The following is a 15,570-nucleotide window of genomic DNA, read 5'->3' as shown; positions in this document are numbered from 1 at the left end:
CAGGTGGCTCGCATGAATTGATACACGAGGGTGCGTGAAGGTTGTACGACGGGTGAAGGAAAAGTGAAAGTGATCTTCGCCGCCCGCCGCGGACCGCACCGCCCGCGCGCTCCGGTCAGTCGAACCAGCGGTCCCGCGCCAGCTCCTGCGTGCGGGAGGGGTCCTCCAGCAGGGCGGCGACCTCGAAGCGGCGCGGCCACTGGCCGGCCGCCCAGGCCAGGCCCGCCGCGACGCCCTCCAGCGTGGCCGCGTGCAGCACGCCGTCGCCGGTGAGCCGCCAGTCGATCTCCACGCCGTCGACGACGAGCTCCTCGTGCTCGACGTACGTCCGCGGGGTCCGCGACCCGAGCAGCACGCGTACCGGCTCCGGCACGTCGTGCTCGGTGCCCTCGGAGTCCACCTCGCCGGTGACCGACTCGCTCAGCCGCCGCACCTGGAACAGCTCGGCCAGTTCGGCCGCGCGGGACGGCCGCACCGGCAGCAGCGGCACGCCCGAGGTGAAGGGCAGCAGGTCGGGCGAGTCGACGACCACCGCGTCGGCGGCGTCCACGACCTCCACCCGCCCGTCGACGACGGCCCGCAGCTCGTCCGGCAGGGTCACCTGCTCAGGGTCGAGGTCGGCCAACGCGCCGTACAGGCCGTGCAGTTGCGCCCCGGTGACGTGACGGTCCGGGTCGGCGAGCCGGTCGAGCAGCTCGGCCGCCCCGCCGGGCTCGTCGAGCAGCGCGGCCACCGACGTGCGCACGCCGAGGGCGCGCAGCACCTGCTCGTCCTCGAAGCCGGTGGCGTCCGCCTCGTCGTACAGCCCGCGCAGCAGCGGGTCGCCGCCCGCGGCGAGCAGTCCGGCCGGGCGGCGGCCGTCGATCACCGGGTGGCCGCGCAACCACCATGCGGTGTACGGCCGTACGACCTCGTGGGTGCCGTCGGGCAGCAGCACCCGCACCGGCTGGACCAGGGCGTCACGCAGCGGGGGCTGCGACAGCATGGCGAGGGCCTTCGGCCACTGGTCCTCGTCCACCAGGTCCAGGTCGCGCACGGCGACGAGTTCGGTGGCGACCGGCGGCACCGGGGTCTCGGGGAAGCGGTCGAGGACGTCCTCGCACCACACGTCGACGGCGTCCAGCAGACCGGCGTCGTCCGGTTCGGCGAAGTCGCCTTCGCGGGGCTCCAGTTCGTCCGGGTCGAGGACGACGTCGGTGGCCCGCACCAGGGCGAAACCGGCCAGCACGCCACAGGCGGAGAGCGGCTGTTCGCCCCACTTGGCCGCCAGTTCGGCGTCCACCTCGGCGAGTTCGCCCTCGCGTACGACGGCGGCGAACGGGCTGCCGGGCAGGAGGAGTTCACCGGCGGGGGCGAGTTCGCCGTCCTCGTCGGGCAGCGCCAGCGCGCCCAGCCAGGGCTCGTCACCCGGTTCGAGACCGGCGTCGCGCACCAACGCCAGCACCAGGTCGGCGAGTTCCTCGGCGTCGGGGGCGTCCTGCTCCCAGTCGATGCCGCCCTCGTCGTCCAGGGAGGCGGCGACCGCGGCCCGCACCTGGGGGGTGGTCAGCACCGCGCGCGGGGTCGCGGGCAGCGCGCCCAGCTTCTCCAGCAGCGGGTGCGCGGCGTCCGGGTGGGCGACCTTGAGGCCGAGCCGGGCCAGCGTCTCGGGGTGGATCGAGGTGCCGTCCGCCATGGGCAGCAGCACCTGCCGGGGGCCGATGGTCGTCCGGCCGTCCGCGAGCGGCACGGGCAGCCCGGAGAGCCGGTCGGGGTCGACGCCGGCCAGGCTGTCGTAGAGCCGCCACCACCAGCCGGGTTCCTTCTCCAGTCCGGCGAGGCGGTCGACGGCGTCGGTGAGCGGCACCCGGGCGACGCCGAGGGTGCGCAGCTCGACGCGGCGCTCCAGGCCCGCGGGCAGCAGGGTGGGCAGCACCTCGGCGAGGACGCGCACGGTGGCCGCGCCCGCGCCCTCGGCGACCTCCGCGTCCCGCGGGCGCAGCGCCTCGGGCAGGTCGGGGTCGTCCTCGGCGGGTTCGAGCACGGGCGGCAGGAACGCGGTGCGCGGCAGCCGTTCGAGGATGGCGTGGCGCAGCGCGCCGTCCAGTTCGCCCTTGCCGAGGGGGCCGGGCACCAGGCCGATGGCGGCCTCGGTGACCGGGCGCCACTCGGCGAGCAGCCGGGCGTAGGCGTCGGCCGCGCGCTGCACGAGGAAGTCGGTGAGCGGGCCGGGGGCCGCGTGCCGGCGGGTGGTGTCCAGCGGGAAGGAGGCGATGAGCAGGGCGGGCACGCCGAGCGGCTCGTCGCTGGGGGTGGGGGCGTGCACGACGGGGCCGGTGCGGGGGCGGGCCGGGGCGCCGGTGTCGTCGGCGGGCACGGCCCAGGTGACGGACCAGTGCGGGCGCAGCCGCTCCTCGACGGGCCGGTCGGCCAGCAGGTCGGGGGTGAGGGTGCCCTGCTCGACCGCGGTGCGCCAGCGGGTGGTGCCCTCGGCGGAGTCCTCCACGACGGTGAAGGTGCCCTCGGTGCGGCGGCGCAGGGTGCGGGGGGTGTCGCCGCCGCACTCGACGACGACCTCCGCGAGGCCGGGCAGGGCGAGCAGCAGCGCGTCGTCGATGTCGCGCAGCAGGCGTTCGGCGAGCGCGGCGGCCGCGGTGTCGCGCAGCGGCAGGATGACGACGGTGTCGTACGGGTCCGGGGCGGTGCCCTCGGCGGGGAAGGGCAGCCGGAGCAGGGGTACGTGGCCGTCGCGGCGGCGGATCTCGTCGGCGAGCTCGGGGTTCGGGCCGGCCTCCTCCAGGGCGAGCTCGCGGGCCTCGGCGAGGGACCAGCGGACGCCGCCGTGGCGGCCGACGACGGCGGGTTCGTCGGTCACGGCGAGCACGGAGGCGAAGCCGACGCCGAAGCGGCCGACCGCGGCGGCGGGGGTGTCGCGCTTGGCGGAGGCGCGCAGGGTGGACAGCGACTCCACGCCCGCGGCGTCGAGGGGGGCGCCGGTGTTGGCGGCGACGAGGACGTCGTCGCGGAGGGTGAGCCGGAGCCGGCCCTCGACGCCGGCGCGGGCGGCGGCGTCGGCGGCGTTCTGGGCGAGCTCCACGACGAGCCGGTCGCGGTAGCCGCCGAGGACCAGGTCCTCCTCGGCGTTGGCGTCCTCACGGAAGCGGGCGGGGCTGGTGGCCCACGCGTCCAGCACGCCGCGCCGGAGCCGCGCGGTGCCGAAGGGGTCCGCGCCTTCGGCGGCAGGGCGCACGAACTTGCTCACGTTCACTCTCCATCGTCGGCGACGACTGAAGGTACCGCGCGGGGCTGCTACCGCAAGTTCAGCAGGGTCCCGGACACCTGCACCCCGGTGGGGCTCGTTCGCGCAGTTCCCCGCGCCCCTTTCGGGGCCCAGCCGGCCGTGCCCCGAAAGGGGCGCGGGGAACTGCGCGACCAGCCCCCACCGACCCGCAGACGTCGTGCCCCGATCAGGGGCACGGGGAACTGCGGGAAAGGGCTTCGTCGGGGCGCGGGCCGGATCGCGGGGACCCGCCCGGGGGGCTAGGAGTGGCCGAGTTCCGCCGTGTCCGCGTCCGCGGTCGCCGGTACGGACCCGGAGTCCGCCGAGGGCCGCAGCGGGAAGGGGTCGACCCGCGTCTCGTCCACCACCGGCGGAGCCGGCCGCGGCGGCTTCGGCATGACCGCGGCCTCCGAGTGCCCCCCGCAGCCGTACGACAGCGAGACCACCCGCCCGTCCGCCGGCGAGAACTCGTTCGCGCAGACGCCGAACGCCTGCCCCAGCGAACCACCGATCGGCGAGAGGAACCCGCAGCTGACGCAGGTCGACGGCGCCGCCTGGGCCATGGGCGTCTTCGCGCCGTACGCCTCCTCCCAGCGGTCGGCCGCGACATGCAGGCCGTAGCGGGACAGGACCCGGGCGCGGCGCATGCCCAGCTCCTCGGCGAGCGCGGCGATCGAGCCACGCGAGGGCGCCGCCGGCAGCTCGGCCGGCGGACCGGCCGTCACCTCGGCGTCCTCCGCCTCGACCAGCTCGGCCATCTCCTGCGACACGGCCGAGTTCGGCGCGGGCTCCTCCTCGCCGCTGTACCCGGGCTCCAGGCGCAGGTCCTCGGCGTCCGTGGGCAGCAGGTCGCCGGGGCCCATGTCGCCGGGGCGCAGCCGCTCGCTCCACGGCACCCACTCCGGCGCGAGCAGCGCGTCGGGGCCGGGCAGCAGCACCACCTCGTCGAGGGTGACGATCTTGGCGCGGGAGGCGCGGGCCACGGTGACCGCCCAGCGCCAGCCCCGGTAGCCGAGCTCCTTGCACTCGAAGTGGTGCGTGACGACCCGGTCGCCCTCGGACACCAGCCCGGTGTGCTCACCGACGACACCGGGCGCGGCCGCCTCCTCGGCTGCGGCGCGGGCGAGGTCGACGGCCTCGGCGCACAGGCGGTCGGGGGTGCGGCTTCGCGTGCTCGCTGCGCTCACAGGTATCGCTTCTCTCCTACGCCGTCTTACGGGTGCGGTCGCCTTGGGCGGCCGGGCGGACGGAGCGGACCTGAGGGCCGCGTCGACGTCCGCGTCCGAATCGCGCTCGGGCGCACCTGCGTCATCCATTGTGCGGGATGGCTGAGATAGGCACGCTACCTGTTCCGGGACGGATGGCCTACACCGAGTGGCAGGTACGCCGTTTCGCGGCGCGGGATTCCTGCCGGAGACTCGGCCGAATCGGGGGTCCGTACGACGTCGTCCGCGGCCCGGTGGGGGCTGATCGCGCAGTTCCCCGCGCCCCTTTCAGGGGCCCAGTCGGCCGTGCCCCGAAAGGGGCGCGGGGAACTGCGCGACACGAGCCCCCTCGGGCCGCGGGCGGGATCGCAACAGGGCCATACGCGCGGTAACCGCACTATCCGGTCCGTTCTCGGGGCACTATGGCGTCGTGGCAGCCGCGAAGTCCCCCCAGGGCGCCACCGGAGTCGGTGGGGTCCGGGGGAACAGCAAGGGTGGCGGGCCGGGCCGGATCCAGGGCGCCGTCCGCGCGCTCGGCCATGCCCTGCACCTCCCGGTCACCGGCACCGCGCGCGGTATCCGCAAGGCGACGCACGCGCACGGCGCGGGCGAGTCCGGCCTGGGCAAGCTGATCGAGCTGCACGCGGTGAACGGCGCCGGCGACGTCATGATCACCGTGGCGCTGGCGTCGACCGTCTTCTTCTCCGTGCCCACGGACGAGGCCCGCGGCCGCGTCGCGCTCTACCTCGCCATCACCATGGCCCCCTTCACCGTCCTCGCGCCGGTGATCGGCCCGCTCCTGGACCGCCTGCCGCACGGCCGCCGCGCCGCGATGGCGGGCGCGATGCTGGCCCGCGCGCTGCTCGCGCTGATCATCTCGGGGGCCGTCGCGAGCGGCAGCCTCCAGCTGTATCCGGCCGCGCTCGGCGTGCTGGTGGCATCGAAGGCGTACGGCGTGGTGCGCAGCGCCGTGGTGCCCCGGCTGCTGCCGCCCCGCTTCTCGCTGGTCCGGGCGAACTCCCGGGTCACCCTCGCGGGGCTGCTCGCCACCGCCGTGGCCGCGCCGCTCGCCGCGGTGCTGCACCGGGTCGGCGACCCCTGGCCGCTGTACGGCGCCTTCGCCATCTTCGTCCTGGGCACCTTCCTGTCGTTCACCCTGCCGCCGAAGGTCGACTCGGCCAAGGGCGAGGACATCGCCCTGCTCGCCGCGGACGAGGGGCATCTGCACGGCCCGCACCGGCAGCCGGTCAAACGGCCGGGGCTGCGCACGGTCGGCACCGCCGTCACCCACGCCCTCGCCGCGAACGCCTCGCTGCGCGGGCTGTCCGGCTTCCTGATCTTCTTCCTCGCGTTCCTGCTCCGCGAGCACCCGCTGACCGGGCAGAGCGCGGCCGTGTCGCTCGGGATCGTCGGCGTCGCGGCGGGCGCGGGCAACGCGCTGGGCACGGCGGTCGCGTCGTGGCTGCGGGCCCGGGCGCCGGAGATCATCATCGTGACGGCCGTGGGCATGGTGCTCGGCGCGGCGATCACGGCCGCGGTCTTCTTCGGCGCGTTCCTGGTGGCGTGTCTGGCCGCGGTCGCCGGGTTCGGCCAGGCGCTCGCCAAGCTGTCCCTGGACGCCCTGATCCAGCGGGACGTGCCCGAGCAGGTGCGCACGTCGGCGTTCGCCCGCTCGGAGACACTGCTCCAGATGGCGTGGGTGTTCGGCGGCGCGATCGGCATCGTGATGCCGCTGAACGGGACGCTGGGCCTGTCGGTGGGCGCGGCGATCGTGGCCGCCGGATGGCTGACCACCGTGCGGGGGCTGCTCGCGTCGGCGCGGTACGGGGGAAAGACCAAAGGGTCGCGAGTGGCGTAACGAACGGGGCACGCCGCACCCCATTGGGGGGTGGGCCCGACCTGCCCGATAGCCTTCGGCCATGACCACGCTGCCCCGCGGCGAAGCCGCTGATGTAACACGCGTCGTGCGACGCCGCCGCGCCGTCGCCGCCGCCGGCGCCGTTTCCGCCGGACTGCTCGTCCTGTCGGCCTGCGACAAGCCGACGCCGGTCTCGACGATCACCGTCGGCACCAAGTCGGTGAGCTCGGAGGCCACCTGTGGCGGCGAGGGCAAGGCCCTCACGGTCGCGACGATGACGTCCTGCCTGAAGGACACCGACATCAAGTCGATCAAGGTGGACCCGGACGACACCGTCCGCTTCGGCGTCGACCCGGCGATCGCCGACAAGCGCTGGACCATCCTGATGAACGGTCAGCAGCTCGTCGAGGACAGCGACAAGACCTACCGCACCATCCCCGGCAGCGTCTTCTTCAACGCCCAGTACGGCGCCACGGGCAACACCACCCTGGTCACCATCAAGGCGCTGGACGGCAAGGCGAGCGGCACGACCGGCACCGGTCTGTGGTCGTTCAAGCTCAAGAAGGACGACTGATCACGGCCCCGGTACGCATCCTCGTGGCCACCGCGGTCGACGCCGAGCGCGACGCGGTGGCACGGGCGTTCACCGGGCCGGTGCGCGAGGTGGAGCTGCCCGGGTGCACCCTGCACCGGCCGGCCGGCGGTCCCGACCTCCTCGCGGCCGGGGTGGGCCCGGCCCGCGCCGCCGCCGCCACGGCGACCGCACTCACCGCCGCCGCGCTCGGCGGCAGCCCCTACGGCCTCGTCGTCAGCGCCGGCATCGGCGGCGGCTTCGCGCCCGCCGCGCCGGTCGGCTCCCTCGTCGTCGCCGACGAGATCACCGCGGCCGACCTGGGCGCCGAGACGGCCGACGGGTTCCTGCCGGTCACCGAGCTGGGCTTCGGGACCGTCACCCACCGTCCGCCGGAAGCACTCGTACGAGAGCTCGTGACCGCCACCAAAGCGCGCGCCGGAACGGTCCTCACCGTCTCCACCGTGACCGGTACGGCCGAACGGGCCGCCGCGCTGCGGGCCCGTCATCCGCGCGCGCTCGCCGAGGCCATGGAGGGCTTCGGGGTCGCCGAGGCGGCCGCCGCGCACGGCGTGGCGGCCCTGGAGATACGCGCGGTGTCCAACCCCGTGGGCCCGCGTGACCGCGCCGCCTGGCGGATCGGCGACGCGCTCGCGGCCCTCACCGAGGGCTTCGGGAAGCTCGCGACCGTACTCGAAGGCTGGAAGCCCGAAGGCTGGAAGAAGGCATGACTGGCATGACCGCACCCGCAGAGCCGCTGAAGATCGCCTACTCGCCCTGCCCGAACGACACGTTCGTCTTCGAGGCGTGGGCCCACGGCCGGGTGCCGGGCGCGCCCGCCCTCGACGTCACCTTCGCGGACATCGACATCACCAACGGCATGGCCGAGCGCGGCGAGTTCGACGTGCTGAAGGTGTCGTACGCGGTGCTGCCGTACGTCCTCGACGAGTACGCGCTGCTGCCCTGCGGCGGCGCGCTGGGGCGCGGCTGCGGGCCGCTGGTGCTGACCCGGGAGGCGGGCACGGACCTCGCCGGACGCACGGTCGCGGTGCCCAGCGAGCGGTCGACGGCCTATCTGCTGTTCCGGCTCTGGGCGGCGGACACCGTGCCGGGCGGGGTCGGCGAGGTCGTGGTGATGCCGTTCCACGAGATCATGCCCGCGGTGCGGGACGGCAAGGTGGACGCCGGTCTCGTCATCCACGAGGCGCGCTTCACGTACCAGAACTACGGTCTGCACAAGCTCGCGGACATGGGCGAGCACTGGGAGCGCACCACCGGGCTGCCGATCCCGCTGGGCGCGATCCTCGCCAAGCGGTCGCTGGGCGAGGCGACGCTGGAGCTGCTCGCCGAGTCGGCGCGGGCCTCGGTGCGGGCCGCGTGGGACGACCCGGAGCGCTCACGGCCGTACGTCATGGAGCACGCGCAGGAGATGGACCCCGCCGTCGCGGACCAGCACATCGGGCTGTACGTCAACGAGTTCACCGCCGACCTCGGCGCGGACGGTTATGCGGCGGTGCGGGGGCTGCTCACGCGTGCGGCGGCCGAGGGACTGGTACCGCCCCTCGGCCCGGACGCGCTCGCGTTCCCGTGAATTCCGGCCGGAAGTTCTGGCCGGGAGTTCCGGCCGGAAGTTCTGGCCGGAAGTTCTGGCCGGGGGTGCCGGCCGGGAGTTCTGGCCGGGGGTGCCGGCCGGGAGTTCTAGACGTCCAGCTGGTCGGCGACCGCGCGGAGCAGGCCCGCGATCTTCTTGCCGGCGAGCTTGTCGGGGTAGCGGCCGCCTTCGAGCGACGGCGTGATGTTCTCCAGCAGGGTCGTCAGATCCTGCACGATCGAGGCGAGTTCGTCGGGCTTCTTGCGCTGCGCGGCCGCGACCGACGGGGTCGGGTCGAGGATCACCACCGAAAGAGCCTGGTCGCCGCGTTGACCGGCGACCACGCCGAATTCCACGCGCTGCCCCGGCTTCAGGGAGTCGACTCCGGCGGGCAGGACCGAGGAATGGACGAAGACGTCACCGCCGTCGTCGCGGGAGAGGAAGCCGAAGCCCTTCTCGCTGTTGAACCACTTGACTTTGCCGGTGGGCACGTCTGTCCTCGTCCTCGTACTCGTCGGAAAACTGCTTCGGAAACGGCTCTTGACAGCACTCGAGCGGGTCGACGCCGACCCGCCTGTACCAAGGCTAATGGTCCCCGGGCCGCTGACAAGACGTCGCCGGGTTGTTCCTTCGCGCTGGGAACTACCCTGGTCCGGTGCGTGACAAAACCCAAACGAATTCCGCCGTGGCCGGTGACGGACTGATCCGTGCCGGAGCCATCGTCTTCTTCCTCGGCGCCATCGCCACAACCGTCACGATGGCCCCGCTGTTCTTCGGTGCGAAGGCTTTTCCGACTTACATGTACGGGCTGAGCATGTTCATGGGCATCGGCTTCCTCATCGCGGGCGCGGGCGTGCTGCGCTCGATCGCCGCCGGACGGCGTCAAGCGCGGGGGGCGGTGCCGCGGTAGCCGGACAGCCAGGCGGGAAAGCGGGTGAGATCCTCGAGGACCACGTCCGCGCCCGCGGCGCGCAGCTCGTCCGCGTCGCACGGACCGGTCGCCACCGCCACCGACAGCGCCCCGGCCGCGCGGGCGCCGCGCACGTCGCCGACGTGGTCGCCGACGTAGATCTGCGCGCCGTGCTCGCGCAGCGCCACCGCCTTCTGCTCCGCCCACAGGTCGCCGATCACCGCGTCGGCCTCGATGCCCAGGTGGGTCAGGTGGAGCTTGGCGTTGGGCTCGTGCTTGGCGGTGACGACGACGACCTGCCCGCCGGCCGCGTGCACGGCGTCGACCGCCTCGCGCGCGCCGGCCGTCGCGGCGGTCCCGGTGACGGCGAAGGACGGATAGATCTCCTGCCGGTACAGCTCCGCGATGGCCGGTACGCGCTCCTCGGGGAACCAGTTCGCGAGTTCCTCCGTGAGCGGCGGCCCCAGCCGGGTGACCACCAGATCGGCGTCGACGTACGTCCCCGTGCGGGCGGAGAGCTCCACGTAGGCGGCGCGGATTCCCGGCCGGGAGTCTATGAGGGTCATGTCGAGATCGAACCCGACGACGGGCCCTGCGGGCGGCTTCGGGGGAGCATCCATGCCCACCATTGTCCCCTGCGGGTCGGCGGGGCCTGATCGCGCAGTTCCCCGCGGGCGTCAGCGGTGGCGTTGGGAGCGCCAGAGGAGGAACGCGGCCGAGGCCAGAGCCGCGCCGCGGACCACCCACGGCCAGGTCTGGCTGATCGCGTCGCTCATGTGGCCCGCCACGATTGGACTGCCCCAGCGACCGGTCTGCCGGCCCCAGAGCCACCCCACCCCCGCGGCCAGCGCCACCGCGGGCATACCGATCACGGCCCACTTCGACTCGTTCGGGCTGAGCCGGCGTGACCCGTAGGCGATGAGCCAGCCGAGCAGCAGCGCGAACCAGTTGCCCAGCGCGGCGCCGCCGACCAGCAGCGCCGCGGCGAGCAGCAGCAGCGGGTTGGACCAGCGACCGGGGCGCAGCACGGGGACCCACCGCCGACGCGCGGCGGGAACGGCGGCGGGCGGGTCCGCCGCACCAGGCGTCCCGGCGGCCTTCGCGCCGCCGTCCGCGCCGGGCTGCGCCTTGGGCTCCGTCGGCTCCGCCGGCTCCTTCGGCGGCGGCTTCAGGAGGTCGGGGATCTCCACGCCGCCCACGAAGCCGGGCACGGAGTCGCCCCCCGCGAGCAGGTCCCGCTCACCGCGCCACCAGTCCGGCCGCACCGCCGAGGTGCCGATCTCGTCCGGACCGGCAAGATGCGGCGGGGCCGCCCCGGCGGCGGGCGGCGGGTCGTCGCGGTCCCGGGGTCCCGGCACGATCCGCCGCAGCCCGCGCGGCCGCCGGCCGCTCCCGGCGTCGTCGTCGGCCCCCGCGTCGCGCTGCGCCGGCACCGCGGGCGCCGGCGGCTGCGGCACGCCCGCCGGGGCGGTGCCGCCCGCGGCCGCGACGACCTCGTCCGGGCTGCCGAGGTGGTCGATGATGCGGCGGACGGCGGCGGGGCTGTCCACGGGCGCCTTGGCGCGCCGCCGGTCGATCTCGTTGCGCAGTTCGGAGACCAGGCGCATCCGAGTCGCCGACGGCAGTTGGCGCTGGTGCGCGACATCGCCGACCCGGCTCAGGTACTCGTAGACGACCTGGTCGCTCTCGATCCCCAAAGTCCCCTCCGGGGCAGGTGCGTTGGTGGACCCCGTGGGGGAGAAGGTAGCGCAACCCATCACCGATCAGCCCGATCGGGGGCACAACCCCCGTCGCCCGTACCCGCTACCGTGGGTCAGATGAGCACCGAGGCCCAGTCAGCCCCCCGCTCCCTGGCGGAGTCGCTTCGCGGACGCGACGACGCCTCCCTCGCCGCGCTCCTGCGCAGCCGCCCCGACCTCATCACGCCGGTGCCGACCGATCTGACGCAGCTCGCCACCCGGGCGGGCACGCGGGCGTCGGTGGTGCGGGCGCTGGAGCGTCTTGACCGGTTCGCGCTCCAGACGGCGGAGGCGCTGGCGGTGGCCGCGGACCCGGCGTCGTACGACGAACTGCTCGGCCTGCTGGCCGGGGACGACGGCGACCCGGTCGTGGCCGGGGCGCTGCCGCGGGCCCTCGGCTCGCTGCGCGAACAGGCGTTGGTGTGGGGCGGGGACGACCGGCTGCGCCTGGTGCGCACCGCGCGCGAACTGCTCGCGCCCTCCCCGCAGCACCCCTCCCCCACCGGCCTGGGCCCCGCCGTGCGGGAGGCCACCGCGGGCATGTCGCCGGGGCGGGTGCAGGAGATCGTGGCGACGGCCGGACTGCCCTCGACGCACGACGCGGTCTCCGCGGCCGCCGCGCTGACCGCCCTGTTCTCCGACCGGGTGCGGCTGGCCGCGCTGCTGGCCGAGGCGCCCGAGGAGGCGCACGCGGTGCTGGCCCGGCTGGTGTGGGGGCCGCCGTACGGGCAGGTGACCGCCGAACCGGCCGCGCATCTACGCTGGCTGCTCGACCGGGGCCTGCTGCTGCCGACCGCGCCGGGCACGGTCGTCCTGCCCCGCGAGGTCGCGCTGCATCTGCGCGGCGGGCGCGCGCACCGCGCGCCGGAGCCGGTGGCACCGCCGGTCGAGCCGGGCGCCACGCACGGTCCACAGGTTGTGGACAGTACGGCGGCCGGGCAGGCGTACACGGCGCTGGCGACCGTCGAGGAGCTGCTGAAGGACTGGGACGAGGGCGGCCCGGCCGTCCTGCGGGCCGGCGGGCTGAGCGTGCGGGACCTCAAGCGGACCGCCGTCGCCCTCGACGTGCCCGAGCCCGTCGCCGCGTTCTGGGTCGAACTCGCCTACGCCGCCGGGCTGCTGGCCTCCGACGGCGAGGCCGACGAGCGGTACGCCGCGACCCCGGCCTACGACGAATGGCTGGAGCAGCCCCCGGCCGACCGCTGGGCGCGGCTCGCGCTGGCCTGGCTGGCGGCCACCCGCACGGCCGGACTGGTCGGCGGGCGCGACGCGAAGGAGCGCGCGCTCCAGGCGCTGGGCCCGGGCCTCGACCGGTCGGCCGCGCCCGAGGTGCGCCACCGGGTGCTGACCCTGCTCGCGGGCCTGCCGGAGGGCGCTTCCCCGGCCGCCGACTCGGTGCTCGGCCGGCTGCGCTGGGAGCGGCCGTTGCGCGGCCCGCAGCAGGAGGACGACCTGCGCTCCCGGCTGGCCCGCTGGACGCTGTCGGAGGCGGAGCTGCTCGGCGTCACCGGCCGCGGCGCGCTGTCGGCGCACGGCAGGACCCTGCTGGGCGCCCCGGCGGTGCCCGAGCCCCACCCGCGGGCGGCCGGGCCCGGCGACAAGCTGCCCGTCCACCGTCGCCCCGCCGCGCCCCCGGAACCCCTCGGGCCCGCCGAGCAGGCAGTCGCCGCCGCCGCGGCCGCCCGGCTGCTCGCGCCGCTGCTGCCGGAGCCGCTGGACCACGTGCTGCTCCAGGCGGACCTGACCGCGGTGGCGCCCGGACCGCTGAAGCGGCCCCTCGCGGACGTGCTGGACGTGCTCGCGGACGTCGAGTCCAAGGGCGGCGCGACCGTGTACCGCTTCACGCCCGGCTCCGTGCGCCGCGCCCTGGACGCCGGGCGCAGCGCCTCCGACCTGCACGACTTCCTCACCGCGCACGCCCGCACCCCGGTGCCGCAGCCGCTGGCGTACCTGATCGACGACGTGGCCCGCCGGCACGGCCATCTGCGGGTGGGCGCGGCCTCGGCGTACGTCCGCTGCGACGACGACGCCATGCTCAGCGAGATCCTCGCCGACAAGCGGGCGGCGGTGCTGCGGCTGCGCCGGCTCGCGCCGACCGTGCTGGCCGCGCAGAGCGACCCGGCGACCCTGCTGGAGGGGCTGCGCGCGATGGGGTACGCGCCGGCCGCCGAGTCCGCCGAGGGCGATGTCGTGATCACCCGCGCGCACGCCCACCGCACCCCGCCGCGCACCGCGCCCGAGCCGGTCCCGGACGGTCCTCCGGCGCCGGACGCGACCCTGCTCACCGCCGCGATCCGGGCCATCCGGGCCGGTGACCTGGCCGCCACCACCCCGCGCAAGCAGGCGCCGGCGGCGGCCCGCGGCGCCGACGGGGGACTGCCCCGGACCGCCGCCGCCGAGACCCTCGCCACCGTGCAGGCGGCGGTCCTCACCGGCGAGGCCCTGTGGATCGGGTACGTCAACGCCGACGGCGCCGCCAGCCAGCGCGTCATCGCCCCCGTCCGCGTCGAGGGCGGTTTCGTCACGGCGTACGACCACACCGCGGACGAGGTGCGGACCTACCCCCTGCACCGGATCACCGGGGTGGCCGAGCTGGCGGAGGACGAGACCTGATCACGGGGCGGTAGGGCACACTGGAGGTTTGGCCCGCGCGGAAGGATGCACGTCGTGAACGGTCCTCTCATCGTCCAGTCCGACAAGACCCTGCTCCTGGAGGTCGACCACGAGCAGGCCGACGACTGCCGCCGGGCCATCGCGCCGTTCGCCGAGCTGGAGCGCGCGCCGGAGCACATCCACACCTACCGGGTGACCCCGCTCGGCCTGTGGAACGCGCGGGCCGCGGGCCACGACGCCGAGCAGGTCGTGGACGCGCTGGTGCAGTTCAGCCGCTATCCCGTGCCGCACGCGCTACTGGTCGACATCGCCGAGACGATGGACCGCTACGGCCGCCTCACGCTCTCCAAGCACCCCGCGCACGGCCTGGTGCTGACCACCACCGACCGGCCGGTCCTGGAGGAGGTGCTGCGCTCCAAGCGGATCGCCCCGCTCGTCGGCAACCGCATCGACCCCGACACGGTCGCCGTGCACCCCTCCGAGCGCGGGCAGATCAAGCAGACGCTCCTGAAGCTGGGCTGGCCGGCCGAGGACCTCGCCGGATACGTCGACGGCGAGGCGCACCCCATCGAGCTGGACGAGGACGGCTGGGCGCTCAGGCCGTACCAGAAGCAGGCCGTGGAGAACTTCTGGCACGGCGGCAGCGGGGTCGTGGTGCTGCCCTGCGGCGCGGGCAAGACGCTGGTCGGCGCCGGGTCGATGGCGCGGGCGAAGTCGACGACGCTGATCCTCGTCACCAACACCGTCTCCGCCCGGCAGTGGAAGCACGAGCTGGTGAAGCGGACCTCACTGACCGAGGAGGAGATCGGCGAGTACAGCGGCACCCGCAAGGAGATCCGCCCGGTCACCATCGCCACCTACCAGGTGCTGACGACCCGGCGGAAGGGCGTCTACCCGCACCTGGAGCTGTTCGACTCCCGGGACTGGGGCCTGATCCTCTACGACGAGGTGCACCTGCTGCCCGCCCCGGTCTTCAAGTTCACCGCCGACCTCCAGGCGCGGCGGCGGCTCGGGCTGACCGCGACGCTGGTGCGCGAGGACGGCCGCGAGTCCGACGTGTTCTCCCTGATCGGCCCGAAGCGGTTCGACGCGCCGTGGAAGGAGATCGAGGCGCAGGGCTACATCGCGCCCGCCGACTGCGTAGAGGTGCGGGTCAACCTCACCGACTCCGAACGGCTCGCGTACGCGACCGCGGAGGCGGAGGAGAAGTACCGCTTCTGCGCGACGACCGCGACCAAGCGGAAGGTCACCGAGGCGATCGTGCGCCGCTTCAAGGGGCAGCAGATCCTCGTCATCGGCCAGTACATCGACCAGCTCGACGAGCTGGGCGAGCATCTGAACGCGCCGGTGATCAAGGGCGAGACGTCCAACGCGCAGCGCGAGAAGCTCTTCGACGCCTTCCGGGAGGGCGAGATCAGCGTGCTGGTCGTCTCGAAGGTCGCGAACTTCTCCATCGACCTGCCGGAGGCCACGGTCGCCATCCAGGTGTCGGGCACGTTCGGGTCCCGGCAGGAGGAGGCCCAGCGGCTCGGCCGGGTGCTGCGCCCGAAGGCGGACGGGCACCAGGCGCACTTCTACTCGGTGGTCGCCCGCGACACGATCGACCAGGACTTCGCGGCGCACCGCCAGCGGTTCCTGGCCGAGCAGGGGTACGCGTACCGGATCATGGACGCGGACGAACTCCTGGCGGAGGGCTAGGCGGGTCCCCGGCGGGGGCGGCGCGTCGTCGGGTGCGGCGGGGTGGGGCCCATTCGCGCAGTTCCCCGCGCCCCTTTCAGGGGCGCTTTGGCAACCGTGCCCCGAAAGGGGCGCGGGAACTGCGCG

12 protein-coding genes are annotated in these 15,570 nt (G+C 74.8%); 7 read left to right on the top strand and 5 right to left on the bottom strand.

Annotated elements, in window-relative coordinates; all coding sequences use genetic code 11:
• Positions 1–115 precede the first annotated feature (115 nt).
• Together WN71_RS00175 and WN71_RS00170 are read right to left on the bottom strand one after the other, a co-directional pair.
• A complete protein-coding gene (locus WN71_RS00175) occupies positions 116–3,241 on the bottom strand; it encodes a sacsin N-terminal ATP-binding-like domain-containing protein (RefSeq protein WP_046591278.1) in 3,126 nt (1,041 codons plus the stop codon).
• A gap of 278 nt (positions 3,242–3,519) precedes the next feature.
• The gene (locus WN71_RS00170) at positions 3,520–4,446 is read right to left on the bottom strand and encodes a DUF3027 domain-containing protein (RefSeq protein ID WP_046591277.1); all 927 of its coding nucleotides are present in this window, start codon (positions 4,444–4,446) and stop codon (positions 3,520–3,522) included.
• 448 nt (positions 4,447–4,894) lie between these two features.
• Here WN71_RS00170 and WN71_RS00165 point away from each other — a divergent pair, with 448 nt between their 5' ends.
• The 4 genes from WN71_RS00165 to WN71_RS00150 all read left to right on the top strand — a co-directional run bounded on the left by WN71_RS00165 (position 4,895) and on the right by WN71_RS00150 (position 8,484).
• Positions 4,895–6,322, top strand: coding sequence for an MFS transporter (locus WN71_RS00165; protein WP_046591276.1), 1,428 nt, complete (start codon positions 4,895–4,897; stop codon positions 6,320–6,322).
• A 61-nt stretch (positions 6,323–6,383) separates the two neighbouring features.
• Positions 6,384–6,896, top strand: coding sequence for a DUF2771 domain-containing protein (locus WN71_RS00160; protein ID WP_107469510.1), 513 nt, complete (start codon positions 6,384–6,386; stop codon positions 6,894–6,896).
• 23 nt (positions 6,897–6,919) lie between these two features.
• Positions 6,920–7,624, top strand: coding sequence for a futalosine hydrolase (locus WN71_RS00155; protein ID WP_079177557.1), 705 nt, complete (start codon positions 6,920–6,922; stop codon positions 7,622–7,624).
• Between the two features lie 5 nt (positions 7,625–7,629).
• The gene (locus WN71_RS00150) at positions 7,630–8,484 is read left to right on the top strand and encodes a 1,4-dihydroxy-6-naphtoate synthase (RefSeq protein WP_046591274.1); all 855 of its coding nucleotides are present in this window, start codon (positions 7,630–7,632) and stop codon (positions 8,482–8,484) included.
• Between the two features lie 107 nt (positions 8,485–8,591).
• On the opposite strand, the gene WN71_RS43150 is transcribed toward WN71_RS00150, so the two are convergent.
• Positions 8,592–8,975 carry a cold-shock protein gene (locus WN71_RS43150; protein WP_046591273.1) on the bottom strand — a complete coding sequence of 128 codons (384 nt, stop codon included), beginning with the start codon at positions 8,973–8,975 and terminating at the stop codon, positions 8,592–8,594.
• Positions 8,976–9,139: 164 nt separating this feature from the next.
• Between WN71_RS43150 and WN71_RS00140 the strand changes: the two genes are divergently transcribed.
• Positions 9,140–9,394, top strand: coding sequence for a hypothetical protein (locus WN71_RS00140; RefSeq protein ID WP_046591272.1), 255 nt, complete (start codon positions 9,140–9,142; stop codon positions 9,392–9,394).
• On the opposite strand, the gene WN71_RS00135 is transcribed toward WN71_RS00140, so the two are convergent.
• Together WN71_RS00135 and WN71_RS00130 are read right to left on the bottom strand one after the other, a co-directional pair.
• Positions 9,367–10,014: an HAD family hydrolase gene (locus WN71_RS00135; protein WP_046591271.1), complete on the bottom strand. Its 648-nt coding sequence runs from the start codon at positions 10,012–10,014 to the stop codon at positions 9,367–9,369. The genes WN71_RS00140 and WN71_RS00135 overlap by 28 nt on opposite strands.
• 57 nt (positions 10,015–10,071) lie before the next feature.
• Positions 10,072–11,091, bottom strand: a complete 1,020-nt coding sequence (locus WN71_RS00130; RefSeq protein ID WP_046591270.1) for a hypothetical protein — start codon at positions 11,089–11,091, stop codon at positions 10,072–10,074.
• Between the two features lie 120 nt (positions 11,092–11,211).
• On the opposite strand from WN71_RS00130, the gene WN71_RS00125 reads away from it, so the two are divergent.
• Both WN71_RS00125 and WN71_RS00120 read left to right on the top strand, forming a co-directional pair.
• Positions 11,212–13,746 (top strand): helicase C-terminal domain-containing protein, encoded by a 2,535-nt coding sequence (locus WN71_RS00125; RefSeq protein WP_046591269.1) that lies wholly within the window; start codon positions 11,212–11,214, stop codon positions 13,744–13,746.
• Positions 13,747–13,800: 54 nt separating this feature from the next.
• On the top strand, positions 13,801–15,444 hold the full coding sequence (locus tag WN71_RS00120; protein WP_046591310.1) for a DNA repair helicase XPB: 1,644 nt from the start codon (positions 13,801–13,803) through the stop codon (positions 15,442–15,444).
• The last annotated feature ends 126 nt before the right edge of the window (positions 15,445–15,570 follow it).

Origin of the sequence: Streptomyces mangrovisoli (assembly GCF_000974985.2) — a bacterium.
In the GTDB taxonomy this organism is placed as follows: domain Bacteria; phylum Actinomycetota; class Actinomycetes; order Streptomycetales; family Streptomycetaceae; genus Streptomyces; species Streptomyces mangrovisoli.
The sequence above is the reverse complement of the archived record's forward strand: the minus strand, read 5'-3'. Positions and strand labels throughout refer to the sequence as shown.

Excerpts from the sequence above, each read along its gene's own strand:
- WN71_RS00125 (WP_046591269.1), top strand. The coding sequence starts at position 11,212 with ATGAGCACCGAGGCCCAGTCAGCCCCCCGCTCCCTGGCGGAGTCGCTT.
- WN71_RS00160 (WP_107469510.1), top strand. The coding sequence starts at position 6,384 with ATGACCACGCTGCCCCGCGGCGAAGCCGCTGATGTAACACGCGTCGTG.
- WN71_RS00135 (WP_046591271.1), bottom strand. The coding sequence starts at position 10,014 with ATGGATGCTCCCCCGAAGCCGCCCGCAGGGCCCGTCGTCGGGTTCGAT.
- WN71_RS00150 (WP_046591274.1), top strand. The coding sequence starts at position 7,630 with ATGACCGCACCCGCAGAGCCGCTGAAGATCGCCTACTCGCCCTGCCCG.